The sequence below is a fragment of the Geobacillus sp. Y412MC52 genome (assembly GCF_000174795.2).
Lineage (GTDB): Bacteria > Bacillota > Bacilli > Bacillales > Anoxybacillaceae > Geobacillus > Geobacillus thermoleovorans.
In genome coordinates this window covers 321,728-346,953 of sequence record NC_014915.1, presented here as the reverse complement: position 1 = coordinate 346,953, position 25,226 = coordinate 321,728, and the positions used below count along the sequence as shown (strand labels likewise).

The 25,226-nt window shown below is 49.6% G+C and carries 17 protein-coding genes and 1 CRISPR repeat array; of the genes, 7 read left to right on the top strand and 10 right to left on the bottom strand.

What is annotated here, in order from left to right; translation table 11 throughout:
• Positions 1–9: 9 nt before the first annotated feature.
• The 9 genes from GYMC52_RS01805 to GYMC52_RS01765 all read right to left on the bottom strand — a co-directional run bounded on the left by GYMC52_RS01805 (position 10) and on the right by GYMC52_RS01765 (position 16,819).
• Positions 10–2,340 carry a CRISPR-associated helicase/endonuclease Cas3 gene (locus GYMC52_RS01805; RefSeq protein WP_013522866.1) on the bottom strand — a complete coding sequence of 777 codons (2,331 nt, stop codon included), beginning with the start codon at positions 2,338–2,340 and terminating at the stop codon, positions 10–12.
• 1 nt (position 2,341) lies between these two features.
• Positions 2,342–3,085 carry a type I-B CRISPR-associated protein Cas5b gene (cas5b, locus tag GYMC52_RS01800; RefSeq protein WP_013522865.1) on the bottom strand — a complete coding sequence of 248 codons (744 nt, stop codon included), beginning with the start codon at positions 3,083–3,085 and terminating at the stop codon, positions 2,342–2,344.
• A 15-nt stretch (positions 3,086–3,100) separates the two neighbouring features.
• Complete coding sequence (cas7b, locus tag GYMC52_RS01795) at positions 3,101–4,057, bottom strand: type I-B CRISPR-associated protein Cas7/Csh2 (RefSeq protein ID WP_013522864.1); 957 nt, start codon at positions 4,055–4,057, stop codon at positions 3,101–3,103.
• Between the two features lies 1 nt (position 4,058).
• Positions 4,059–5,774: a TIGR02556 family CRISPR-associated protein gene (locus GYMC52_RS01790; RefSeq protein ID WP_013522863.1), complete on the bottom strand. Its 1,716-nt coding sequence runs from the start codon at positions 5,772–5,774 to the stop codon at positions 4,059–4,061.
• A gap of 179 nt (positions 5,775–5,953) precedes the next feature.
• A CRISPR array of direct repeats spans positions 5,954–7,574; the repeat unit is 30 nt; unit sequence GTTTCAATCCCTCATAGGTACGATAAAAAC.
• Positions 7,575–7,772: 198 nt separating this feature from the next.
• Positions 7,773–8,687, bottom strand: a complete 915-nt coding sequence (locus tag GYMC52_RS01785) for an Rpn family recombination-promoting nuclease/putative transposase (protein WP_013522862.1) — start codon at positions 8,685–8,687, stop codon at positions 7,773–7,775.
• Positions 8,688–8,831: 144 nt separating this feature from the next.
• Positions 8,832–10,052 (bottom strand): TIGR02679 family protein, encoded by a 1,221-nt coding sequence (locus tag GYMC52_RS01780; protein ID WP_013522861.1) that lies wholly within the window; start codon positions 10,050–10,052, stop codon positions 8,832–8,834.
• A 56-nt stretch (positions 10,053–10,108) separates the two neighbouring features.
• Entirely contained in the window at positions 10,109–14,170 is a 4,062-nt protein-coding gene (locus tag GYMC52_RS01775) for a TIGR02680 family protein (protein ID WP_013522860.1), read from the bottom strand.
• Positions 14,130–15,326: a TIGR02678 family protein gene (locus tag GYMC52_RS01770; RefSeq protein ID WP_013522859.1), complete on the bottom strand. Its 1,197-nt coding sequence runs from the start codon at positions 15,324–15,326 to the stop codon at positions 14,130–14,132. The genes GYMC52_RS01775 and GYMC52_RS01770 overlap by 41 nt, the downstream gene beginning before the upstream one ends.
• A 2-nt stretch (positions 15,327–15,328) precedes the next feature.
• Positions 15,329–16,819 carry a TIGR02677 family protein gene (locus GYMC52_RS01765; RefSeq protein WP_013522858.1) on the bottom strand — a complete coding sequence of 497 codons (1,491 nt, stop codon included), beginning with the start codon at positions 16,817–16,819 and terminating at the stop codon, positions 15,329–15,331.
• A 144-nt stretch (positions 16,820–16,963) separates the two neighbouring features.
• Between GYMC52_RS01765 and GYMC52_RS01760 the strand changes: the two genes are divergently transcribed.
• The 4 genes from GYMC52_RS01760 to GYMC52_RS01745 all read left to right on the top strand — a co-directional run bounded on the left by GYMC52_RS01760 (position 16,964) and on the right by GYMC52_RS01745 (position 21,096).
• Positions 16,964–17,695 (top strand): coiled-coil protein, encoded by a 732-nt coding sequence (locus GYMC52_RS01760; RefSeq protein ID WP_013522857.1) that lies wholly within the window; start codon positions 16,964–16,966, stop codon positions 17,693–17,695.
• A gap of 470 nt (positions 17,696–18,165) precedes the next feature.
• Positions 18,166–19,068 carry a glycine betaine ABC transporter substrate-binding protein gene (locus GYMC52_RS01755; protein WP_013522856.1) on the top strand — a complete coding sequence of 301 codons (903 nt, stop codon included), beginning with the start codon at positions 18,166–18,168 and terminating at the stop codon, positions 19,066–19,068.
• Between the two features lie 16 nt (positions 19,069–19,084).
• Entirely contained in the window at positions 19,085–20,212 is a 1,128-nt protein-coding gene (locus GYMC52_RS01750) for a betaine/proline/choline family ABC transporter ATP-binding protein (RefSeq protein WP_013522855.1), read from the top strand.
• Positions 20,213–20,466: 254 nt separating this feature from the next.
• The gene (locus GYMC52_RS01745) at positions 20,467–21,096 is read left to right on the top strand and encodes an ABC transporter permease (protein ID WP_013522854.1); all 630 of its coding nucleotides are present in this window, start codon (positions 20,467–20,469) and stop codon (positions 21,094–21,096) included.
• Between the two features lie 447 nt (positions 21,097–21,543).
• Here GYMC52_RS01745 and GYMC52_RS01740 read toward each other — a convergent pair whose 3' ends face one another.
• Entirely contained in the window at positions 21,544–22,131 is a 588-nt protein-coding gene (locus GYMC52_RS01740) for a GNAT family N-acetyltransferase (protein WP_013522853.1), read from the bottom strand.
• Between the two features lie 814 nt (positions 22,132–22,945).
• On the opposite strand from GYMC52_RS01740, the gene GYMC52_RS01735 reads away from it, so the two are divergent.
• The 3 genes from GYMC52_RS01735 to GYMC52_RS01725 are packed head-to-tail and all read left to right on the top strand — an operon-like array spanning position 22,946 to position 25,190.
• The gene (locus GYMC52_RS01735; RefSeq protein WP_013522852.1) at positions 22,946–23,638 is read left to right on the top strand and encodes a lantibiotic protection ABC transporter ATP-binding protein; all 693 of its coding nucleotides are present in this window, start codon (positions 22,946–22,948) and stop codon (positions 23,636–23,638) included.
• A gap of 15 nt (positions 23,639–23,653) precedes the next feature.
• Complete coding sequence (locus GYMC52_RS01730) at positions 23,654–24,400, top strand: lantibiotic immunity ABC transporter MutE/EpiE family permease subunit (RefSeq protein WP_013522851.1); 747 nt, start codon at positions 23,654–23,656, stop codon at positions 24,398–24,400.
• A gap of 1 nt (position 24,401) precedes the next feature.
• On the top strand, positions 24,402–25,190 hold the full coding sequence (locus GYMC52_RS01725) for a lantibiotic immunity ABC transporter MutG family permease subunit (protein ID WP_013522850.1): 789 nt from the start codon (positions 24,402–24,404) through the stop codon (positions 25,188–25,190).
• Positions 25,191–25,226: the final 36 nt, after the last annotated feature.

Here is a 25,226-nt window from a genome sequence, read left to right as displayed (position 1 = left end):
TGACCCCACCTACCAAATCAATCCTTCGCTTTTCGTTCGATAACCAAGCGTCTCATCGTAAAAATCGTTCAATGAATCTCTCCCCACATACCCGATGCCATGGACAATCGGCGGCCGATGATCCACTTTCACAGGAATGGCAATCACATATTGTGAAAAGCGACTTTTTAGAGCGGCGAAGCGTTTTCGCCGTTCCCAACGGTCACCAAGGCGCAAAATCTCCTCATATTCACGAAACACATCAGCGGCTTCTTCATCCAATTCAATAAAGACATTGATTTTTTCTCCATCGCCCTCAATCAAACGAAAATGAGACACAGGGATTCGGTCAATCGCTTCCTCGCCATCGAAATACAACGTCATCATCCCTTTTAACAATCGTTCCGATTCCGCATTGCTCATCCGGGCTGCCAATGTTTCGAAATAAGACGTTATCAACTGTAAAAACTGCCCCTCATCCACTTTTTCTTTTCCTTTTAGCAACGTTTGTGTAATATCCAGTCGAATGGCATCGTAAATATAGCTTGCATATAACCGTCTGTTGTCTGTCAAGCGCACAACGTGCACTTCTCCTTTACGACGTCCGTGGCGATTGCACCGCCCGGCGGCCTGTTGAATGGAATCAAGCGGCGCTAAGTCACGATAGACCACGTCAAAATCAACATCTACGCCCGCCTCTATCAGCTGGGTGCTGACGACAATCCGATACTCCCCATGTTTCGCTGCCATGATTCGTCGAAGGCGCTCTTTGGGAGGAATATGGGTAGATAGAAATATGACCTCTGTCTCGTCGATCCCCTCCTCGAGAAGTGCATGGTAGAACGCTTTCGCACTTTCAATCGTATTGAGAATAAATAAATATGTTTTCCCCTCTTCCCACTCCATTTGGCGGGCGAACTCCTCGATTGTCATCGGCTCGTTGATGTGTGGATATAGCGTCACACGGGAAAGTGGTTGAAAATACGCCTGTTCATCAACGAGCGAAACCGCTTCAGGAAACCATTTCGGATCGGTGGCCGAACTGAAAAGAAAATAACAGCCTATCTCTTCCGCCATGGCCGCAAACAACCGACGAATGGCCAACCAGTATCGATGAGGCACGGCCTGCACTTCATCAATGAGAATAATCGAGTTGGCCAACCGATGAAACTTGCGTAATGAGGCATTACGGTTGGAAAACATTGTTTCAAACAATTGAACAAAAGTGGTCACAATCAATTCTGAATGCCAACCTTCGATCAATAGTTTGGCGGCTTCATAATCTACATCATATCGTTCATCATCTTGCTTGGTCGTATAACGAATGTCAGCGAGATGATGGTGCGCGAGCCACAATTGGTGATCTTCCTCAACTCCATTGACAGAAAACACTTCTTTGAGCACATTCGCTGTCTGGTCAATGACACTAAGAAACGGCAGACTATAGATGATGCGTGGTTTGACTCCCTGCTGCTGCTCGATTTTTTCGCGAAGGCGCAAAGCAAAATGAAGGCTTGCCAACGTTTTTCCCATCCCTGTCGGCAAATTCAGACGATAAAAATGTTGACTGAGATCAATCGGCGTCCTGTCTACTTCTTGAAACGCCCGTTCCCTAAGCTGGTTTAGCGCCGTTTGATGCCATGATTGCTGCTGTTTGTAGCGCAAAACGAGATCCACAGGGACATCTTTACGCTTAGAAAATGACCATGACTGCTTCTGCACAATCCCCGCTTCCGACTTGTCCGCGTCAATTAACAAAGAAAAAAGAAACAATACTTGCACATACGGAGCAAGGGATTCGTTTCTTCGATTCCACGACATGATAAAACGGCGCAATGACCGGGCCTCGGTGAAAAATTCATCCAGCCATGCCAACCAAGTTTCTTTCGTCCAATTCCCCTCTTTTCCAAAGCCAGCAAGCGCCATTTGTTCCGCCAACGCTGAATAATCGACCGCTTCGACTTGACGCTTGAGCAAAGCCTTCGTCTCCTCGCCCATCCGCTTTAACTCTTCCAGCCAATCATCTAAATTTCCATGATGACGTTTCACGACAAGAAAAGCCAACAGCCGCCAAAACTCGTCAACACCTTGATCTTTCAGAAAGACCGCTAATAAGACCGCCGATAAAAGAGCATGGCTTTTTAGCGCCGCCGGGCCTTGAAACGTATCAGGCGACTGAATGTATTGCTGAAAGAAGGCATGGCTTTTGCCCAGATCATGAAAAAGCGCAATCCAGCGGTTCACTTTATCCAATAGCACCGGTTCAGCTAAGCGAACCGATTTCTCAGACAAAAAGAGGGAGGAAAGCTGCTCCACCCCCCGCAAATGCTCAGATAATAAATAATGAGGATGGGAATACATCTTACTCTCCCTTTCCATCGGAATAGAAAAAGACGACCCGCTCTCCTTGTTCATTTTCCCAATAATGAGGGACAGAGGCGAGAATCGGCCGTCCTGCCGCCTCAAAAATCACTTCTTCGTATCGGGAAACAACCCGTTCCGGATCCATCTCCCAAGCAACTCTCTCTTTGCGATACTCCTTGCCTTCTTCCACTTCCAACACTTGTACATCTTTCCTTGGGAGCACCGAACAAATGGACACTGTTTTCCTTTCCGCTCCTTGAACGAAGCGGAAATCTTCCATAGCGACAAACTGGACATCCGCCAAACATTCGCTCAATCCAAGGCATGGAGTATATACGCTTTTGTGTTGCCGAACGAGATCAATAAGGTATGAAAATCGCTCATGGTCATTCATCGACACATAGCAACGGAAATGAGGAAAACGCAAAAATTCAACACGAATTTGCGTTCGCGCCCCTTCACGTCGCTGTTTTGGCACCCATATGTTTCCTTTCGTGTTCACATAGTTGATGCCAACTCTTGTCTTCCGCACTGGCCCCATGAGACGTATGGCCATATTGGTCGTTTTATGGTTGAACACTCGCAAATACTCGTTTTCCTCTTTTCCAACCCCCGTGATCGCGCCGAGCAGTCCAAAAAACGCCGTCGGCGGAATGAATGAGTGCGTGAGAGGAGAAGAAGTCGAGTACAGCTGGCGAAAATGCCCGAAATCAGCTCGAATGTCGAACACTAGCACATTCATTGCACTCATTCCTTGTTACCGAATATCCACGACAATGCCTTCTTGCCGCAACCGGTCGACAAGGTTTTCGTTGCACACAAGTCTTTCATCTTGCCGCAACTCAATGTTCGCAATCTTCTCCTTCTCCCTTGCCAATACCTCGATGAGTCGAGACACATCAAGCACATAATCTTGGACATCGCGAATTTCCTCTTCCGCTTTTTCAGTATGCAGGGAAATGTATTTATCCAGTTCACCGATATGGAAGTGAGGCTCCTGATAAACCACACGCAAAAGCAGCCTTGGAACATGCCCGACTTTCGAGCGGGAAATTAAATTTTTCGTTCCCTCCCACATCGCGTCGACAAGCAGCTCCACGTCCTCCTCTGTTAATCTCGTAAAACGAGCGGCCGTTTCATTGATGACCCCATAGAACGCAATGAGCGAATAAGGCAACACGTATTCTTCACGGAACGTCTTCTGCGTCATTTGCCCTCCTGAGGCAAACGCTCCTGTCCCCTTGATGTATTCCAGTTTCACCCGATGAAGCGACTGCCCCATTTTAAATTGGACTGGCCCTGTATGGGTAATGGAACTTTTTTCTTTTGAGCTTTTTTCAATCGGCAAGGTGACACCAAACAACCGCACATCAATACATTGACGCAGCACTTCATCATTGATGATCTTTTTCATTTCACTTAAGGTCAATTTCGATTTATCCAGTTTCTCACCATCTTTTACTAAAAAGTCTTCCGCTCTCGCTTTCGCATCTTGAATATAATCATCGTCTTGAGCAATTTCACGGACAAAAATTTCTTGATGGCGATACTCATACAAGTAATCACGAATCGTCCGTTTCAACCGCACATCGGTGACGATGTTTTTCCCTGTTTCCTCATCAATTCGCGGCTTATTGCCATCCACAGGATCGCCGTTCGGATTCGCCCACTGCACATCATACAAAAAGAGCAGCTCTGAACGTTGTTTCACCATATTATTGTTCCTCCTTGTTCCACACAATTTCTTTGACTTTCGACACTAAGTTCATCCCACACGCAAAATAAAAATTCAGCTCATCGACGGATAATTTCCATCTAGGGGAAGAGGACAAAAATAAATGAGAAATTTCTTCAGCCAGTTGTCGATGCCCCCCATAGTAAGACTCGTATTCTTCCAGTTTCCCAATCACTTTTGGTAGCAGTCCTTTGATGGCCTGCTGATCCATTTTGAGCCCCATGAGTTGTTTCAGGAATGGCTTGCTGCCGCGTTGTTGCTGCTGGATGTCAAGCAACATTTGCGTCAATGCTCCCAGCAGAAAAACGGCTTGTTTCTCAGGCGACTCCAATTGCCCTCCATATGTTTCAAACAAATGCGCAAATTTTCCTTCCACCACCTGATCCCCTTTCCTCACCAATACTCCAGCCTGTTCCAAAAAGATCATGACCGCAATGGCTTGACGCGTTTTAGCGACAAAGGATCCGTCACCAGCTTCATAATCGTGAAAATCCGCTCGTAGCTGCTCCATAAAGAAGGGGGAGAAAAACGAAATGGATAACGGTTTCTTTTGAAATACATACTCCACCACTTGCAAAAAGTACTTATCATAAACACCAGAAGGGAAAAACGTGCGAATAAATCCAAAATGGAAAGGATAACGATCCTCACCATACAACAATGCTTCTGTCACCCTTTTCGACCGGAACAACTCACTAATCCGCGACGGCAATACATCCTCAATCAGCAACAAAATCCGCTCCGCACTTTGAATTTTCTGCAAAAACAATAGCTGCAGAGAAAGAGAATTGTCATAATCCTGCAAAGTCCCAAGCAAATCCTCTTCCGTTGTCATAAACGATTCGGCTTGATCTTGATGGATTCGGATATCCTTTTTCCCATTAACCAAATACTCCAATAGCTCGTCCAATACATCACGACCAGCAGGAATCAGCAGCTTGGGAATCGCCAAATAAGAAAACCCATAAAACCGATACTGCAAATACGATTCAATAAATTTTCTTCCTTCCTCAATATGGGATTTGCAGGACAAACAGACAGGATAATTTCGCCATGCCTTTGCCTCATCAAACCCCCCGGTAATAAACCCTGGTTTGTCCAAAGTGTAAAAGCGAAAAACCGATAGTTTGCCAATTACCGTGTCTTGGCGTTCTCCGCAAATCGCGCACACTTGATGGTGGGCTGCCAATTCCATGTCCTTTTCATTCACCAAATACAAAAAAGCATCCTGAAATGACATCCAATCGTACAAATAAGCGCCATTGATTTTCAGTGAAACGATGGCACGTTCTCCAGAAAGCGAAAGCTTGTCTTTAATTTCGTGCAAAATCGCTTCTTGTTGCTGCACAAGCACATGCTCAATGGAACGGAGAAACGGGTCATCCATCACCCGATTCACTTTGCGAAACCATCCGAGAACTTTTTGATCATATGTATTTTCGATCGTCGTAATTCTCGCTGTGGGAGAATAATTGGTTCCACGCGTTGATCCAGAACGAAACAAATATTTCTTATAATCGCTTCCGCATTCTTCAACCTCGCATCCTTCCCAAACGGTGCTCCCTTCACCATCCACACGCAATGAAATGAGCACACAAGAAGGATAACCTGGATTCTCAACCAACTGGTCAACGACCGACGCTTCTCCCTGCTTCTCGAGCGCCATCTTTCCGATTTGGGCGATTGCTTCGATCAATGTATCACCCCTCTGTATCGTTTGGACTAATCTAATTATACCATATAGACAAAAAATTGGTATAAAAAACGAGATAGTTTTTTATAAAATTCAGAATCACTATACTACCACAAGACATGTAACTCCCTATAAATTTGATGAAAACAAAAAAGCGCCGAACGTTTTATGACGCTGGCGCAGGTTTCATCCCTCATAGGTACGATAAAAACTGGCTCAATTAAACCGATCAGTGGAGCAGCGGTCAGAGTTTCAATCCCTCATAGGTACGATAAAAACGAGCGGCGGCTATTGGAACGACGCGGGCGATTGGAGTTTCAATCCCTCATAGGTACGATAAAAACCCGATATTCTCAGCCTTGTCCTCGATCGCCTCTTGGTTTCAATCCCTCATAGGTACGATAAAAACGAACGCCGCTTTTGGATATTTACATCGAGCAGAAAAAGTTTCAATCCCTCATAGGTACGATAAAAACGTTATGCCCCTCCGAGAAACATTCGCGACCTTCAAAAAGTTTCAATCCCTCATAGGTACGATAAAAACGCGCCCCAGAGCGCCCATTTTTAGCCTTTTAATATATGTTTCAATCCCTCATAGGTACGATAAAAACCTCTGTTTCCATGAAGCGATGATAAAAAACGGGTCGGGGTTTCAATCCCTCATAGGTACGATAAAAACGACCAAAGCGATTCAATGACAGATTATTTCAACCCTGGTTTCAATCCCTCATAGGTACGATAAAAACTTTCCTTTTGTCACCATATTAACCCATTTTGTCATAGTTTCAATCCCTCATAGGTACGATAAAAACCTATCGAAAAGGCTATGGACGCGCTATATTGCGTAGAGTTTCAATCCCTCATAGGTACGATAAAAACTTAAACGGTATCTCGATAGCTTGCCGAACGCTAGTGTTTCAATCCCTCATAGGTACGATAAAAACGATTATGCTGACAAGTTTAGACAGCTTGTTACTACGTTTCAATCCCTCATAGGTACGATAAAAACAGAAAACTACTTGGAGGCGGTCAATAGTGGGTGCAAGTTTCAATCCCTCATAGGTACGATAAAAACAAACACCAACAGACGACATGACATTGTTATACCAAGGTTTCAATCCCTCATAGGTACGATAAAAACGCGACGATCATCATTATGTACCGTGATCGTTCCATGTTTCAATCCCTCATAGGTACGATAAAAACGTACGCGGACGTCAACATCACGCCACTCTTTAAGAGGTTTCAATCCCTCATAGGTACGATAAAAACGATGGAGAGAAAGAGTAGAGAAAGGAACAGTTGTCCGTTTCAATCCCTCATAGGTACGATAAAAACGAATTTGCTCCGGTACCGTTTCGAAAGGATTAGCGCAGTTTCAATCCCTCATAGGTACGATAAAAACGTAAATACATGTTCTACAGGACGATTTGCAAATTTTTGTTTCAATCCCTCATAGGTACGATAAAAACGCCTTGGATCATCCCGGCCGAGCTGTTAGAGGTGGAAGTTTCAATCCCTCATAGGTACGATAAAAACGCCAGTCCGACTGATTCGGACTGGCAATAAGGGGAGGTTTCAATCCCTCATAGGTACGATAAAAACGCGAAGTCGATGTACTGGCGCGTATGGCTTGCGGCGTTTCAATCCCTCATAGGTACGATAAAAACTCAAAAGAATGTTGACAATGTACTACATGTGTAGTAGTTTCAATCCCTCATAGGTACGATAAAAACTCCCCATGTCACATATTTAGTTCCATACTGTTCATAGGTTTCAATCCCTCATAGGTACGATAAAAACCCCCAAACCATGCGCATCAAATCAAGCTTTTCCCCTTTTGGCTGTTTTCAGAATATCACGTTTCAAATATTCTGTCAATACCATTCAGACTTGATGGCTGTAGGATTTTGGCGCAAAAGAACATTGTCGTCGATCCCCCGGGGTTTTTGCACGATTGGGGGTCGACGACAATGTGAGGCTCGACGGCGAAGAGCCGCCTTACCCCTTCACCCTTTCAATCTTCTCAACCGGCAGCCCGGTCAGTTCGTGGATCGTGTCGACATCATATCCTTTTGCCAGCATTCTCTTCACCACGTCGAGCTTCCCTTCCTCAATCCCTTTTTGACGCCCTTGCTTCATCCCTTGCTTTAATCCCTGTTCCATTCCTTGTTGGATTCCCTTTTCCATTCCCCGCTGTTCGTACGAGATGATGAGCTCCATCACTTGCTTCGCTTCCTTCGTCTCCATTTGGCTCACCTCATTTCGCAGTTTGGCTTCCTCCTCTTCGGACAACCGCAAATACGTTTCAAAAAAGCCGAACAACAGCCGCTGTTTCGCCTCATCGAGCTCGAGGCGGACGAGCATGCGCAAAAACTCCTTTTTCACTTCGACCTTTTCTTCTTCATTATACCCCATTTTGCTTAACAAAGCGGCGGCGACAGGATTGTCTTGATGAATATACTGACGCCACGGCTGTTTGCGCAGCTCCACCGTCAAAAAGCGAAAATCGAGAACCTTCAAAAACGGAAACTGGACGATCAATGAGGAAGGTTCATCGTGGTGTTCATCATAGCTGAAGATGGCGATCGGGACAATGCGGCGGCGGTATTTTTGAAACAAGCGGCTGAAGTAGAGGAACATTCGCTCGGGGAAGGTCCGCTGGGTGTAGCTTTGATGCTCGACATGAACAATGACGAGCCCGTCTTCCCCTTTTACCTTTGTTTCGACCAACAAGTCGACACGGTGCTTCTCTCCGGCCGTCACATCGGTGAACAATTCTTCGGAGAGGAAAGAGAGATGGTGAACGTCAATGTGCTCGTACACGTTGGGAAAGAAAAGAAGCAAAAACTCTTCGAAAAACGTCGACAGCAGCTCTTTGAACAACCGGTCGTGATCGATTCGCTGTTTGGCCACGTTTCCCCTCCTTGCGACATAGCATTCCCGATATGATATTCGCTCTCCGCGGCGTAATTCCTTCTCATCAATTTCATTTTTTGGGGAAGGAGACCCGATCGCTCCGGGCTCCTTCCCTTGTCCTTCCTCTAGCTCGTGGATGGACTACCCGTTGATATCCCCTGTCAACCTCCCAATGATCGCCTCTTGATACCCGGCTTTTTTCTTTCGCTTCATCTCCTCTTTCAGCGGCTGCAGCGGCGCCGACGTTACGGATGCGAGCTTGGCAAGGCGCTCGGAAGAAAGGGCGACGACAGGGTTGGCGGCCGCATAATCGTCCAAGGAAAATCGCCAAAGTGTGACGGACTGTCCATACCGTTCAAGCAGCCGCTCTGCCATAGCCAATCCTTCCGGGTCGAAGTCGCCGGAATAATACAATTTGGCGCCAGAGGCCGCGAGCAAATCGAGCAGCTTCATCGTCGCCAAATTCATTTGCCCGTTCGTGCTGACAAGCGGGGCGCGGGTGTCAAGCAATGTCGAAAAAACACCGGCGTTTTCCACAATGTACACCGTCCCGCCGCGGGCGGGGCGGACACTGACAAGTGACAACACATCCCTAAGCGGCATGTTCAGCGCCGTGTTCGTCTCCGAGGCGGCAGAGAAGACGGGATGCGGGCCGCCCTCGGTTTCAGCGAGGATGTTGGCGCATGTGACAAAGTTCAAAATATCTTCGCGGAGCAGGCCGACGGACTGCAACAGTTCATTGACACTCTCTACGGACGTCACATCCCACTGGCCTGGAGTCGTCGCTTGCAAGGCGGACAACAACAATCTCCCTGGAAGAGTGGACAAATCGAACGCGTGCGGGTCGCTGGCCACTTGCTGGGCAAAGAGCGGGAGGCGCATATATGAAGAGAGCGGGAGGCGGCAGAGGGCGGCGCCGACAAGGCGGACGGCGGCCTCAAGACCGTCGCGGTCGGCTTCGTACGCCGTTTGGACGAAGCGTTGGCCGCGGACGGCCGCGAACCAATGATGTTCCTCTGCAAGGCGCGCGAAAAAACGCTCCCGCTCGTCCTCTTCCGCCTGAAGCCGCTCCTTTTTCGGCACGAGCGGTTCGCCAAAATATTGTTCCAACAGAGCAACAAGCCCGACGCCCGCAAACTTTGTTTGTCCAAGCTGTTTTTCAAAAGCGGAAAGGGAGACACGGACGACGTCTTTGCCGAAAAAGGCGGCGACCGCCTCCCGCTCCTCCTTGGAGAACGACTGCAGCGAAACCGCGCCGCCGACGCGGCCGAGCGATTCGTACTTGCGTTTCATTTCGACAAACAGCCGCTTGAAGCCCGGTTCGGATCGGAAAAAGGCGGCCGCTTCTTTGACGGTGCTCACGTTTCGATCATCTCCCATTCTTTGTCATCGACCATGAGCTGTTTGACACGCCCGTTCTAACGGTAATGAATGACGGTGACAAACGACGCATTGCGCGGGCGGACGAGTTCGCAAATGGACAAAGCGGGCACGGTGTCGTAGTCGCCCCAAAGCGCCTGCGAGTTCATGATATAGTTAAAGCCGAGCTGTTCGACAAGGCCGAACAGATTGCGGATGTTGTTTTCGTCAACGCCGGCGAACGCCTCGTCGAGCGAGATGATGTACGGGGCGTCATCACCCGCTTCTTGGTAGCGCGAATACGCCGCGGCGAAAAGTGGAATGTACATCGCCATCGCCTTTTCCCCGCCGCTGAATTGGTAAAAACGGTGGTTCGTCAGCTCGCGTTTCGGCTCATTTGTTTTTTCATAGTACAAGGTGAAGGCAAACCATTTCCGGTAGTCGAGCACTTCTTTAATAATTTGATGGAGTGTGTTGCCTTGGCCGCGCTCCTCAAGCAATTCGCGGGCGCGGGCGATTTTCGAGCGGAAATGGTTCGTCACCCGTTGCAAATCTTCCTCTCTAAGCAGCCGCGAATCGATCCGCAACAGACGGACCAACTCTTTCGTATCCAGCTCCGCTTCCGTCTCCGCCGTTTTCGGCTTCCATTGAATGGACAGCACGAGCCCTGATGACGTGTCGAGGCCGCCCATCAGTTTGTTCATATCGCTCACCCACCGCTCGGCGCGCTGGATGCGGCTGCGCAAAATGCGGCCGACTGATTTTAAAATGACGTCCTCATACAGCTCGCGGTCTTGCTCCTTCATATACTCGTGCTGCAAGGCGATGTCGCGCTCCACCTCGGCGAGCACGGCAAACGGCGTGGCGCGCTGGCCTTTGTAGTCGAGATAAATGACGTGCCGTTCTTGTTTCTCCCGCCAATCGGCCGCTTTCATCGCCATCTCGTCGTCTGGGGCGGCGGCGATCCATTCGGGCTCCTTTTGTTCCGCCAGCCGCTCGAACGTCGCCCGGTATTCGGTCAAGTTGGACGACTCTTGGAAGAAGACGGTGTTCAGCCGCGCCAAAAGCGAGGAACGCGTCTCTTTTAACACTGCTTCATACCGTTGTTTCGCTTCTTTGGCCTGCTCCAAAAGGGAACGTGAACGATCAAGATCCACGAGCCCAAGCGCCGCTTCATCGGCAAACGACCGCCCCCACATGGCGGCCAGCTGGCAGGCGAACGCTTCCCGCTGCGCTCCTTTTTCCCGCTCTTCGACTAAGCGCATGAGGCGCTGTTCCGTCCGCGCCCGTTCGTTGACAAGGCGCGGAATTTCTTGGCGCAAAAACGCCAATCGTTCTTGGATGCGGGCGATTTCCGCGCGAATGTCATCCGCTCCCATTTGGGCGAGCGTCCGTTCCATCTCAGCGATCTCCAAGGAGATCCGCTCTTCGTCATCACGAAGCCGATTTCGTTCGCCTTTCGCTTCGTCGATCTCCGTTTCCAGCGCCGCGAGCCGCTCGCGCTGTTGGGCGATCATGGCCTCGGTATGGCGCGTTTCGCGGTAAAGCACTTCGAGTTCGTGCAAATGGCGGACGTACGATTTCATGGCGAGCTGGGCTTGTTCGCAGCCGTCCAAGGTAAAGGCCAAATCAAGCTCGGCCGACTCGTCATGGAGCTGTTGTTTGATTTGTTTCCATTCACGCGCCAAGAGGGCGGCTTTTTCTTCTTGCCGCTTCCATTCCCGTTCTTTGCTTTCGGCTTGACGGCGGGCTTCTTGCCCTTCCTCAAACGCGGTGCGCACATCGCGGTCCGATGGGAAGGACACAAACCAGTCGGCGAGCGCTCGGATGGCTGCTTCCACCGCCTGATGCTCACGACGTAGACGGTCGATCTCTTGTCCCAAAGCGGCGATCTCGGCTTCCAGCGCCGCGATGTTCTCAAGCCGCCACCGTTCCCGCGCCGCACGGCCGATGAACATCGCCCGCGCTCTCCGCGGCGCATGGCCGCGGACAAGGCCGAGCGAATAGCGTCCTGTTTCGTCGATCGTCATGCCGCCTTCTTGTTCCGCATCGGTGATCACGATGCTTCGGAGCACTTCGTCAATCCGCTCCGCCGACACAGGGGCATCCGCATCTGGTCGCAAATAATCGGCCAACGTATGCGCCATATGAACCGGTTTCGGGATGAGCACACGGTCGCAGTCGACGTCGACATCGCGAGCCGCAATGAGGGCGTCAAGCAGCCCAGCGTGCGAAAGCGCCGATTCGATTCGCTCTCGCACATCTTCAGGCACATCGTCGACAAATTCGACCGCGGCATAAAACGGGACAAACGGAATCCCTTCCTGTTCCAATGCCAAGCGGGCGGCTGTCGTTTGTTCATCCCGTTCGGGTTCAGGGTCGCGTTGTTCCCGCCATTGACGCAGTTCGGCCTCACGTTCTGCCCGTTTCTCTTCCAACAGACGGATGTCATGTTCGAGCCGCCATTTCTCATCCTTTTTCTTACCGACGGCATCGTAATACGCTTGAACGAACGGGCGCTTCAGATCATCGAGCGAATACTGCTCATAGAGGGAGCCCATTTGTTGCAAAAACGCCTGAATGTCCGTTTCGGAAACGTCGATTCCTCCCTGCTCGACCCAGGCAAGCACGGCTTGTTCAAACCGCTCTTTCTCCTGCTCGAACAGCTCTTCCCATTTCCGCTGCTGATGACGCCATTCGTCCATTTCCCGCCGCCGCTCGCCCGCTTCGTTGCTCGCTTCTTCATAGCGTCGTTTCACATCGTCATGCCTGCGCCAAAGGCGCGCCAACTCCTCGAGCCGCTCGATATGGCGGTCAGCTTCCTGTTTCCAAGCGGCAAACGAAAACTCTTGTTGCTTTTGGCGATGGCGGTGAAAATCGTCTTCGTTCGTTTCATGTAAAGAAAAGGCTCCTTCTTCCGCATCCGCTCGCAGCTGCGCCAACTCGTCTTCAAGCTTCCGTTCAAGGTCATCCAACCGCGCTTCCGATTCATCGAGGCGGCGGCGATGCTGCCGCTCAAGCCGTTCTTTTTCCGCGATCGTCTGCTCGTGCCGCTCCCGCCGCTCCTGCAGACGCTCCCTCTCAGCTTTCAACTGTTCATACTTCTCCGCTTGCTGGAACACTTCGTGGCCAGCCAAGTCGATTTCGCGTGAACGCAGCACGTCTTCTTCGCGGCGGAGGCGGATGATGGACTCATCAAGCTCATCAAGCGCCTTTCGCGCCTGCTCTTCTTCATCGTGAAGGCGGTGTTGTTCAGCAGCGAGCTGTTCCGCTTGTTTGACCGCTTTTACGTATTCTGCCGCCTTTTCGGCGATCATATATTCGTTGTAAAGGCGGTACTGATCGCAAAGACGCTTCAACGCCCGTTCGTCGCGTTCGAGCTGCTCAAGCTGCTGCTTGGCTTGGTCCATGTTTTCGATCGTTTCGGATAAATGGCGGAGCTCGTCATCGGTCAACGGAGGCAGCGAGCTTTCCAAAATTTCATAAATCACCGTCGGCTTAAAGTCTTTGGACAGCTTCGGGCTGCGCAGTTGAATGAGCAATTCGATCAATTCTTGAAACGCCTCGAGCGATTCAAAGCGAAACACATGTTTATTCACGAGCTCCATATACTCTTTTTGCGTCTCGACGACCGTCCCGCCCGGGCCGAGCAATGCGGCGAGCTCGCGTTTCGTCAGCGGGATTTTTTCACCTGTTTTTTCTTGTTTATACAACTGAAGGTCATAGCCGATGCGGCGGTTGTCAAAGAGGACAAACCCCCAAAAGTCGAGGCTTTTTTGCCGCTTTGCGCGCAGGCCGATGCCCGTTGTGACGTATTGGTCGGATTCTTTCCGTTTATATTCCAAAAACAAATACCCCGTCCGCTCATCGCGATTGACGACATCTTTTTCCCCAAGCAAGTAGTCTTCCATGCGCCGCGCCCGTGAACCGAACGGATCGAGGCGATCGGGCGTCTTCTTGCCGTCTAAAAGCACCGGGATCAAGCTTTGCATCGTCACCGACTTGCCCGCCCCGTTGCTTCCCCGCAAAAGCAGCTTGCCGTCAGCGAAGTGAAAGTATTGCTCGTCGTAATACCAAAAATTAATCAGCCCCGCGCGATGAAGCACCCATGGATTCGCCATGTTCCTCCCCCTCTTTCGCGTCAAAATCATCCGGATACCGCCCGCAAAGCCGCCCGAGCAGCGGGTAAAGGACGATCATTCCGGTGTCGTGCTCCACATCGGCCATGCGCCATTCGTTGAGCGCCGCAAGCATTTCGCGGACAAGCTCGGCAGCCGACATGTCGCGGTACGTTTTCCCCCATCCCGCCCCGTAACGGCGCCGGCAATCGGCAAGCCAGGCGGAAAATTGTTCAGGCGTCAATCGTATGCGGCCGTATTCATCCGGCGGATATTCCCCAAGCCGCTCGCGCACCAAGGCGGCAAAATGAAGGATGATCTCCGACGTTCCTTTCTGATCAGGAAATACGGTGTACGGCGCCTGCCGTTCGGGAAGCGTCAACATGGCGGCATTTTTGTACAGCTCGTAGCGAAACGGCGTATGCGCTTCGATATCGTCACGCAGCCGATGGCGGAAGTTGCGCAAGTAGTAAAAGTCTTGCTCGTCCCCTTCCGTCCGATGCACCGCCGGGGATAAAAACAGCTTTCGATACAGGCGATGGCGCCGATAATCTTGCGGCGAGGCTTTCCACTCCTCGGCGAGCAATTCGTCGATCGATTCATATTGCAACAAATCTTTCGGATACGTGCGCATAAAATAACGGGCCAACACCGGCACTTCGTACAGCGCCTCTTCCTCCACATGTTGGGCGAACGCCTCAATCTCCCCATCCATCCGGCGGACAAGACCGATTTGTTCCGCCGTCTTCAACACGCGGATGAGGGCGCGCCGATGCGAGTAGTTCGTCCAATCGACTGGTAGATCTCCCGGGTACATGGCGCGAATTTCTTCGCATACGTCAGAAAGCAAAAACTTTTCTTCCACCGCTTTTCCTTCCAAATACGCCATCAAACAACAAAACAATGCATAGTCAAGCGGCTCTTGAAACGACTCAATTCCCATCCACGGCTCCGGTTCGGCGGGAATTTTCTCGAGCTTGGCAAAATAGCGGTGAACGATGAGCCGATAGCCAAACTTCTCCTCCACATACCTTTTCAACACATGTTCGCACTCACGGACGAGCTGATACAAATCCGGCTCTTTGTCGCGAATGATCCAAAATTGTTCGAACAGCGCGGCGAGCGCCTCTTTCGCTTTGTCGTCAAACGTCGTTTCCATCCTCACTCACCTCCCGAAAGCACATGAATTTCGTAGTTCGGCATCACGAGTTCCCCATCTTCTGCGCGAAGGCAAATCGTCCCCTCTTTGTTCACCACGTTGACAACCCACCCGTTTTCTGTCTTCATTGCTTGTCCCTCTCGCCCCATCGCTTTGGCGATCCAGCCGAGCAGCGTTTTCCGTACGTATGGGGTCACCTCAGGAAGGTCGGCAAGCACGATTTTCCCGTCGGTCACAAGTTGCTTCAGCTCGGCTTCCTCGCGCGCTTTTTCTTCCAAATAGCGAAGACGCGCTTCTTCTTTCTCCCGTTCTTTGTCTTCAATCGCCTGCGGCTTTTTCTTTTCCCCGTAATGGCGGACGCGCGGCTTCGTCACCCACTCCGCTGGCGGCTCGTCCCATACGTCGCGGTATATGTTGTCTGTCGCCCCGAAATCGGCGACGAGATGTTTCGTATGGAAGCAACCGAACACGACCGCTGACAGGCAGTGCGCCTCTTCAATCGATTCAAGGCGGGAAAACCAACGGGCCAAATGCAAGTAGTCGCCTTTGCGGCTGCGAAAATGGTGATGCCGTTCGCCAAGCCGCTGCACGACGCGCGTCAGACGGCGAATCGCCTCATTCGTCTGGTATTGCAAAAACGAAAGCTCGCTCTCGCGCCCATCGCGGCCTAAAAACCATTCGCACAGGCTGCGCCACGTCTCCCATTTTTCTTCAATCTGTACAGCGCGTGGCGGCAGCGCATCGGCAAAGCGCGGGATCAACCGCTCATAATCGACGACATGCTCGATGAACTGCCGAACCCCTTCTTCCGGCAAGTCTTCAAGCAATTGTTCAATCTGCATCGACGTTTTTTGCAAGGCGACAATAAAATCGCGCAAATAAGCAGTAAACTGCTCTTTATAAACGAGAAACGACTCCGATGTCATCCGCTCTTCTAAATTCTCACCGTGCAAATAGGCGATATAGTCGGCGGAATTTTGGATAATTTTCTTGAAATAATCGAACGTCTCTTCCCATACTTGATGCATTTCATCCGGCTGCTCTTGAAAATCAGAAGCGATGATCGTTTCCATGCGAGAAAGAGAGGCATACAAGCGGTCAAACCGCGTTTTCTCGAGCGACCCCCCAAATGAATCCCCAAGCTGCTCAAGCGTGCGGATCATCCGTTCGATCTCCACTGTGTACGGACTGCATTGGTAGCGAAACCGCTTTTTCTTAAACTCTTCAATCGTCCGCACATGCGCCGTCTCTTGACGGGCGATCAAGTTGTTCCATTTGACGAGCTGGTCGAGGTCTTGTTGCAGCTCTTCCTCGGTGTAATCGGCAAATTCCTCGTGCTGCTTTAAAAAGGTGTACACTTCTTCAGGAAACAAATATTGGCGCATCCGCTCGTGCTGAATGTAGAAATAGCGCAAAATCGCCCGATAGCGGTGCGCGTTTTCCGTCGATAAATATTTTGTTTCGACAATGGGCTTTAGCCACGTGGCGTCCATCTCCGTCCACCTTTGCTTCGGTTTTTTCCTATGTTTATTGTAACGATTCTCTCCGCTCTTTTTCTAGCAAAAACCGTTTTCCTATTTTTTCTCGCCATCAGCGCGCGTTTTTTGTAAAATAGAGGGGAAAAGGAGGTGAAACGAATGGAAGCGTTGCTGCGGGAAATTTTGCATGAAGTGAAAGCGACGCGCACGGCGGTCGAGTCGCTCGAGCAGCGGGTTGGCGCCTTGGAGGGACAAGTGGCCAATCTCAATGAAAGAACGGGTGCCCTTGAAGTGCTGGCGGCCAACCTTAATGAACGAACGGGCGCTCTCGAAGCGCAAATGGCCCAGCTCAATGAGCGGACGAGCGCCCTTGAGCAACAATTCACTCAGCTGAACGAGCGGACAAGCAACCTCGAGCACCAAGTCGTCCAACTGAACGAACGCATGGGCACTGTCGAACACCAAGTCGCCCAACTGAACGAACGCATGGGCACCGTCGAACACCAAGTCGCCCAACTGAACGAACGCATGGGCACCGTCGAACACCAAGTCGCCCAACTGAACGAACGCATGGGCACTGTCGAACACCAAGTCGCCCAACTGAACGAACAGACGAACACGCTTGCACAGCGAATCGACCTGCTTGATGAGCGCACGAACGAAACGAAGGCGATCGCCGAAGCGCTCCGCCACGGGCAAGAAGTGCTGGCCGCCAAATATGAGGCGATGGCGCACGACCTCCATCATATGAAAGGCGACCTCACCCGTATCACATCCATCCTTGAAGACAAAGTGCTGCCTGCCCTCGCCGAACATGAAGCGGGACTGCACGTCTTGAACGCCCGCGTCTTCAAAACGGAAAGCGCCCTTCATCGCCTTGTTCATGCGTAACACGTTCCCCATAGAGAAACGTTCCACACTGATTCTCTTTTCACTAGGCAGCCGTGAGCTGCCTTTTTTGTTCGAGTGTTTATCGATTAGCCTTCACCTTGACCATTTGCCAAGGCACCGGCCTTCTCGCGGCAAGCGGGAGCATCACCCCGCACTCTCGATGAACGGCGCGGGTCATGCCTGGCTGGCGCATCGATGGATGCACAAGAACTTTATTCGAACATCTCGAATTCGGAGCATTACGGAGGATTCGCAAGCATTCCCGAGCATTTTTCAGGATCAAGGAGGAGAGAACGCTCATCGCCGCGAGAGCAGGCGAGAGGCAAACATACCGGACGATACTAAATTTGCCAGCCGCACCCAAATTACGGTATCCTTTGTTTGTGACGCTTTTTCATCCCCTCCGCGTCTTGTTGCCGCCTTTTTTTCTTTCCCTCATTTGTGTGATAGTAGCCAAAAAAGGAGGAATTGTGTTGCGAAAATGGATGATGTCTTTGCTCGCTGTCGGGCTTGTATTTGGACTAGCCGCCTGCAGCGGAACGAGTGATGCGAAAGGAAAAATCGTCATTAGCGGAAAGAAGTTTACCGAACAAGTCATTTTGACCCATTTGTTGGCGGAATATGTGAAAGCCAATACGGATTTGGATGTGGAAGTGAAAGACAGTTTAGGCGGTGCGTTCATGCTCCAGCAAGCCATCGAAAACGGGGATGTCGACATGTATGTCGAGTACACCGGAACCGGGTATTTGAACATTTTAAAACAGCCGTACGATCCTGCAAAGACGCCCGAACAAATTTACAACGAAACGAAGAAGTTGTATAAGGAAAAATACAACATCGCTTGGCTCAAACCACTCGGGTTTAACAACACCTACGCCTTGGCCATGCGGAGAGACCTCGCGGAAAAGCTCGGGGTGAAAACGTACTCCGATTTGGCGAAACATTCGTCTTCCCTCACATTTGGGTCAGACGCCGAGTTTTTTGAGCGAAGCGACGGCTATGACGGGCTTGTCGATACGTACGGGTTTCAGTTCAAGAAAAAAGTGACGATCGATCCGGACTTGCAGTATGAAGCGGCGAAAAACAGCGAAATTGACGTCATCACCGCCTACACGACCGATGCCCGGATAAAAAAATATGATTTGGTCGTATTGAAAGATGACAAACAGTACTTCCCGCCGTACCACGCTGTGCCGATTATCCGCCAAGAAGTGCTGGACGCCAATCCGGGTCTTGAGAAGAAACTGAACAAGTTGGCCAACATTTTGACCGATGAAAAAATGATGGAACTAAACGGCCAAGTGAACTTGGAAGGAAAACAGCCGCGTGAGGTGGCGCTTGATTTCTTAAAAGCGGAAGGACTGATCGACTAGAAAGCGAGGAATGTCGATGATTCGGTTTGAAAACGTCACGAAACAGTATGAGGACGGCTTTGTCGCCTTAAAAAATATCAACCTCGAAGTCCGCAAAGGAGAGCTTGTCGCCTTAATTGGGCCGAGCGGATGCGGGAAAACGACGACAATGCGGATGATCAATCGGTTGATCGAGCCGACATCAGGCAAAGTGTACATCGATGGGCAAGACATTTCCCAACTTGACCCGGTTGAGCTGCGGCGCAACATCGGCTACGTCATCCAGCAAATCGGCCTGTTTCCGCACATGACGATCGCGGAAAACATCGCGCTCGTGCCAAAGTTGAAAAAATGGGAAAAACACGCCTATGAAAAACGGGTTGACGAATTGCTCGAGCTCGTCGGATTGGATCCGGCGACGTTCAAACACCGCTACCCGTCAGAGCTCAGCGGCGGCCAGCAGCAGCGCGTCGGCGTCGTCCGCGCCTTGGCCGCCGAACCAGACATTATCTTAATGGATGAGCCGTTCAGCGCTCTCGACCCGATCAGCCGCGAGCAGCTGCAAGATGACATCGTCCGCCTGCAAGAGGAGATTCACAAAACGATTGTCTTTGTCACTCATGATATGGATGAGGCGATTAAAATCGCGGATCGGATCGCCTTGATGAAGGACGGGGAAATCGTCCAATTTGCGACGCCGGACCAAATGCTTCGGCGGCCGGCGAACTCGTTCGTCCGTGAGTTTATCGGCGAAGACCGGCTGCGGACCCGCCAGACGGCCGTGCCGACGGCGGAAGATTTAATGTCGGTTGACGTCGCGACGATCTCGCCGCGCCGCGGGCTGGCCGAAGCGTTCCGATTGATGAAAGCGAAAAAGGTCGACAGTTTGATCGTCGTCGATAAAAAGCAGGCCTTTCTCGGCATCGTCACGTTGAAACAAATCGAGAAGCGCTATCAAGAAGAACATTTATTAGTCGCCGACATCGCCGACTACGATGTGACGACGTTGGCGAAAGAAGCGGACGTCACCAACGTCGCCGCTCTGTTCCAAGACCCGGATGTGCGTATCATTCCGGTGTTGGACGGCGACCAGCTCGTCGGCGGGATCACGCGCTCGAGCATGATGCGCGCGCTCGCGGAGTGGACGTTCCAGCAACATGCCTAATGCCAACGAAGACGGGCGAATGGGGGCTTGAAAAAACGATGCCGCCCCGTTTCTTGTCATCTGGCCAGAAACTTTGCCGCGGCCGTCGGCCCGCCTGAATCACACGTCTCATTTCGAAAAGACAAGGCCGCTCCAAGCGGGCTTGCCGATGGGATTCGTTCCGCTAGTGAACCAAAACCTTGTCAAGTTTTCGGTCTCAGCCCATGACCAAGCGGCAGCCACCCGCTGCCGCTTTTCCGCCAAGGAGGGAGACAATGGAATTATTGCAGACGTTTATCGAACGAAAGAACGATATTTGGATCGCCTTTCAAGAACATGTGCTCTTATCCGCCATCGCTATGAGCATTGCGATCGTCATAGCCGTGCCGCTTGGCATCGCGCTGACCCGATATCGCAAACTCGCCGAGCCGATCATCGGCGTGGCCGCCATTATTCAGACGATTCCAAGCTTAGCCTTGCTTGGGTTTATGCTTCCGCTTTTCGGCATCGGCAAGCTGCCTGCCATCATCGCCTTGACGCTGTATGCCTTGCTGCCGATTTTGCGCAATACGTACACCGGCATTCTTGGTGTCGACCCGGCGCTCGTTGACGCTGGCCGGGGGATGGGGATGACATCGAGGCAAATTTTATGGATGGTCGAGCTTCCCCTCTCTCTCCCCGTCATTATGGCTGGCGTACGCACGGCGACGGTGCTGACGATCGGCGTCGCCGCCTTAGCGACCTTCATCGGTGCTGGCGGACTTGGCGACTTGATCGACCGCGGCTTGCGCATCGCCGACAAAAACTTGATTTTAACCGGCGCCATCCCAGCCGCCATTTTGGCGATTGTGTTTGACTGGCTGCTGCGCAAAGTGGAAAAGAAAGTGACGCCGAAAGGGCTGTGAGAGACCATCAGTTGTTGACTTCTTCAATACGCTTCAGGCAACCAACAAACACAGTGGCGCTGACGCAATACTTCCTAAGATGAAAGCCGTCTTGAAGAAGGTATCCTATAACAAAAATGGATACAATACCCTTATAGTAGACAGAAAAAAGAAAGTCCACTTATTGCGTTGACTATGGAAGGGATTTTTCTATGGAAAGCTCCCATGAGCACGTTTTGCTCTTCACCCAAGCATGAAAATGACCAATCCAGGCACGCGCATTTTCACGGAAGAGTCTCATGGGCAACGTTTTGCCCTCCTACCCGGGCATGAAAATGACCCATCAAGACGCGTGCATTTTCACGGAAAAGAATTGGAACTCTTGATAGTGTCACCCCTTTGAAGTTTTTTAGTAACTGTATATAATTCCCAATAAGAGTGGATTTTTTGTGTCCCTTTATTCATCAGTTATGCGTTTTGCAACCCGTCCCTTGATTTAAAATAATCTCGTTTTAGAATAGAGTATATAGCCATATCTCTAAATTTCCCTTTAATATACCAATGTTCTCTTATAACCCCTTCAAATTGCATCCCTAACTTTTGTAAAACTCTTAAAGATTGAACATTTTCAATCATAGCAAATGCCTCAATTCTGTTTAATTCCATCTTGTCAAAACCAAATTCAATGATTTTATTAGCCGCTTCAACTGCTAATCCCTTCCCCCAATACTTATACGATAAAACAAAACCTATCTCAGCTTTATGATGATTGGGTAACCATTTAACTATATCAATTGTCCCGATCATTTTATTGTCTGCTTTTGAAACGATTCCCCACGGAGCTAAACTACCTTCTTTATAAGACTTAATGACAAATTCTAAAAATTGAATTGAATCTTCAATGGTATGATGAGGTCTCCAAGGTAAATATTTACAGTTTTCCGAATTTGACGCATAATCAAATAAGTCATATGCATCATCTAACGTTAATTTTCTTAATATTAAACGTTCAGTAGTAAGTGTAGGCAAATCCCCAAATACATCTTTAATCTTCAAATTCCTCAACCCTTTCTATACCTATATTTTGATATTCCTTCTGTGTCTTAACACACTTAATTCAAAAAAGTGTTTATCCACCAGACTCTCGGCATACTCGCATTATAGACTACCGTGTTACGGCTTGAACATTAATACAAAACCGTGGAAATTCTTTATTACAGCTTATATACCTTAACTATATAGGTGCACATTAAAACATTAACGTTCATATAAGTGATCTCCGCTCTAATTATACTGTTCCTAAACATCCCAAAAGGAGCGGCAATAACATGAAACGATTGAAAATCACTAATGATCTCGATTGGACATCACGAACACTTCGTTAAGAAGAGCGAAAAATCAAAAATATCCCCTATGTTAACGCGTCATGGCCGTCCTTGTGCAAAATAAATATTTCCAAATAGGTAAATTTCAACATGATTGAGCAAATTCCTTCTTCAAATCAGCATCATGTTGACGCCTTCCCCTTTTCCTTGACGCATTCCGTCCCGAACAACCTAAGCAGCGGGAGCCGACGCGTAGACCGTCAACACGCCGCTTGTCTGAACAATCTCGAACTCGGAGTATTCACCATTCTCGAGCATTTTTCAGGATCAGGGAGAAGAGGGCGCTCATCGCCGCGAGAGCAAATGATACACCAGACTGTCGCTGGATGCCAATCTGTAAAAAACATCATCCATGTGTTCTTTTCTTATAAAAACATTAGATTGAGTCATTAATATGAGAATAGCACGGATCTAACAGTCCTATTCTTGCGCTTATGCCAGTCAAGAACCGCCTAGCATGTTCCCATTATGAAAGGAGAATGAACATGGAAGAGTATATGTTAGAAACCCGTCATATAAGCAAAGCATTTGGGAAACAACTCGCGGTCGATGATGTATCCATGAAAGTCAAGAAACATACGATTTATGGATTGCTCGGACCAAATGGAGCCGGAAAATCAACTCTTTTAAAAATGCTGACAGGGCTGTTGCGTCCGACGAAAGGGGAAATCATGATCAACGGCCATCCTTGGAGCAGAAAAGACCTGAAAGATATCGGCGCACTGATCGAATCCCCGGCTCTTTACGGCAATTTAACCGCTCATGAAAACTTGCTTGTTCACGCCAAATTGCTTCATTTGCCCGACTCGCGAATCCAAGAAGTTTTGAACATCGTCGGCTTAGAAAATACGGGGAAAAAGAAAGCATCTCAATTCTCCCTTGGCATGAAGCAAAGGCTAGGAATTGCCAAAGCTCTTTTAAATGATCCGAAACTGCTCATTCTCGATGAACCAACAAACGGATTGGATCCATTAGGCATACAGGACTTGCGAAAACTCATTAAATCGTTTGCCGAAAACGGAATCACCGTCATCCTATCCAGCCATATTTTGTCAGAAGTCAAACAATTAGCCGATTACATTGGCATTATTCAAAACGGGAAACTCAAATATCAGGGCAAAATCGACGAAAGCCAAGATCTTGAAAAACTCTTTATCGATGTAGTGAACGAGCAATGAAGGAGGATGGGAGTCATGCTCAATATGTTCCAGTCAGAACGCTTAAAATACAAGCGGACGTTTGCCAAAAAGCTTGTATTCATCGCTCCGCTTTTCTTTGTCCTGTATGCCATGATCACCATGCCAACCATGAATTCAACGCGCCATTATTTTGAATACACGGTATTTAATTGGTGGCCGTTGATTTTTGTTCCAATTGGAACGGCCTTGATCGCTTCCCTTTCAGTGTCAAGGGAGAAAAAGTCAGGAAACGATAAAGCGTTGCGTTGTCTCGACATTAGCATTGTGCGTCTATGGTGGAGCAAAATCGCCGTCATCGCCTATTATATGCTGCTCTCAACCATCGAGCTGATCGTCCTGCTTGTTTTATTGAAATGGTTTTTGCCCAACAGCCTCTCATCAGCGACGGTGGTCGTATTCGCCAGCTTGGTCATTTGGTTGACCTCTTTAGCCTATATCCCGATCGGATTATTTATTGCCGAGCGGTTCGGGATGGCGGCCTCGATCATGGTCAGTGTCATCGGCCTCGCCTTCGGGGTAGTCATGACCGCACAGCCTTACTGGCTGTTCATTCCATGGAGCTGGGGAATGAGGATGATGTGCCCGATCGTTGGGGTCCATCCGAACGGCGTTCCTTTGGAAAAAGGGAATCCACTATTGGATCCTTCTGTCATTCCGACAGGCCTAGCCATCGCCCTTGCCATTTTTCTGTTGTTATCTTTTCTAACCGCCGCTTGGTTTGCGCGAAAGGAAGTGCATTGACATGTCGTTTCTTCGCATACTGTCATCCGAATGGATCAAAACGAAACGCACAGCGATTCGGATGATGATCATCATCACGCCAATCATTTATTCGCTCTTTATGGTATGGTATTTTTCGCACTACCGCACCCCCATGTTTTGGCAGGTGAAAATCTATCAAGGATTTTTTGAAGTGATGGCCGTTTCCTTGCCGATCATCATCTCCCTACTGACTGGGCTGATGTCCTATCAAGAAGAAAAAGCAGGAAGTTTTATGAACATCTTGACCGGTCCTGTATCCAAAATCAAATGGTATGTTGGCAAACTCACGCTGCTCGTTTTCATTACATTCGCGGATATCTTGCTGGCGACGATGGTTATGCTCTTTGGAATGAAATACGTACTCAACGTCGCGCCCATTCATGTTCACTTATTTTTGCAAGGAGCCCTGCTCTCCATCGTGGGCTCACTGATCCTTTTTTCCATGCATCTGTTCATCAGCTTTGCCTTTGGAATGGGAGCCTCGATCGCAGTAGGAAGCGGCGGATTTCTCATTTCCGCCCTTATTGGGGCAACTTCCTTAGGCGATCACATATGGAGCTATATTCCTTGGTCTTGGGCTGTTCGTCTCTCACAATTTCCGATTTTGATGATGCCCGAAGTAAAGCAAACCTTGGGGGGGCAGTTGTTAAATTCCTATTCGCTATCATTATGGGAAGGAACGGCCTATGCCCTTCTAGGGTTCATCATCGTAACCATCATTGGTTCGATCTGGTTTCATCGCTGGGAAGGAAATAAACCACATGAATGAAAGTTCACTTCTCCCTCTCAACGGGATGTTAAACAA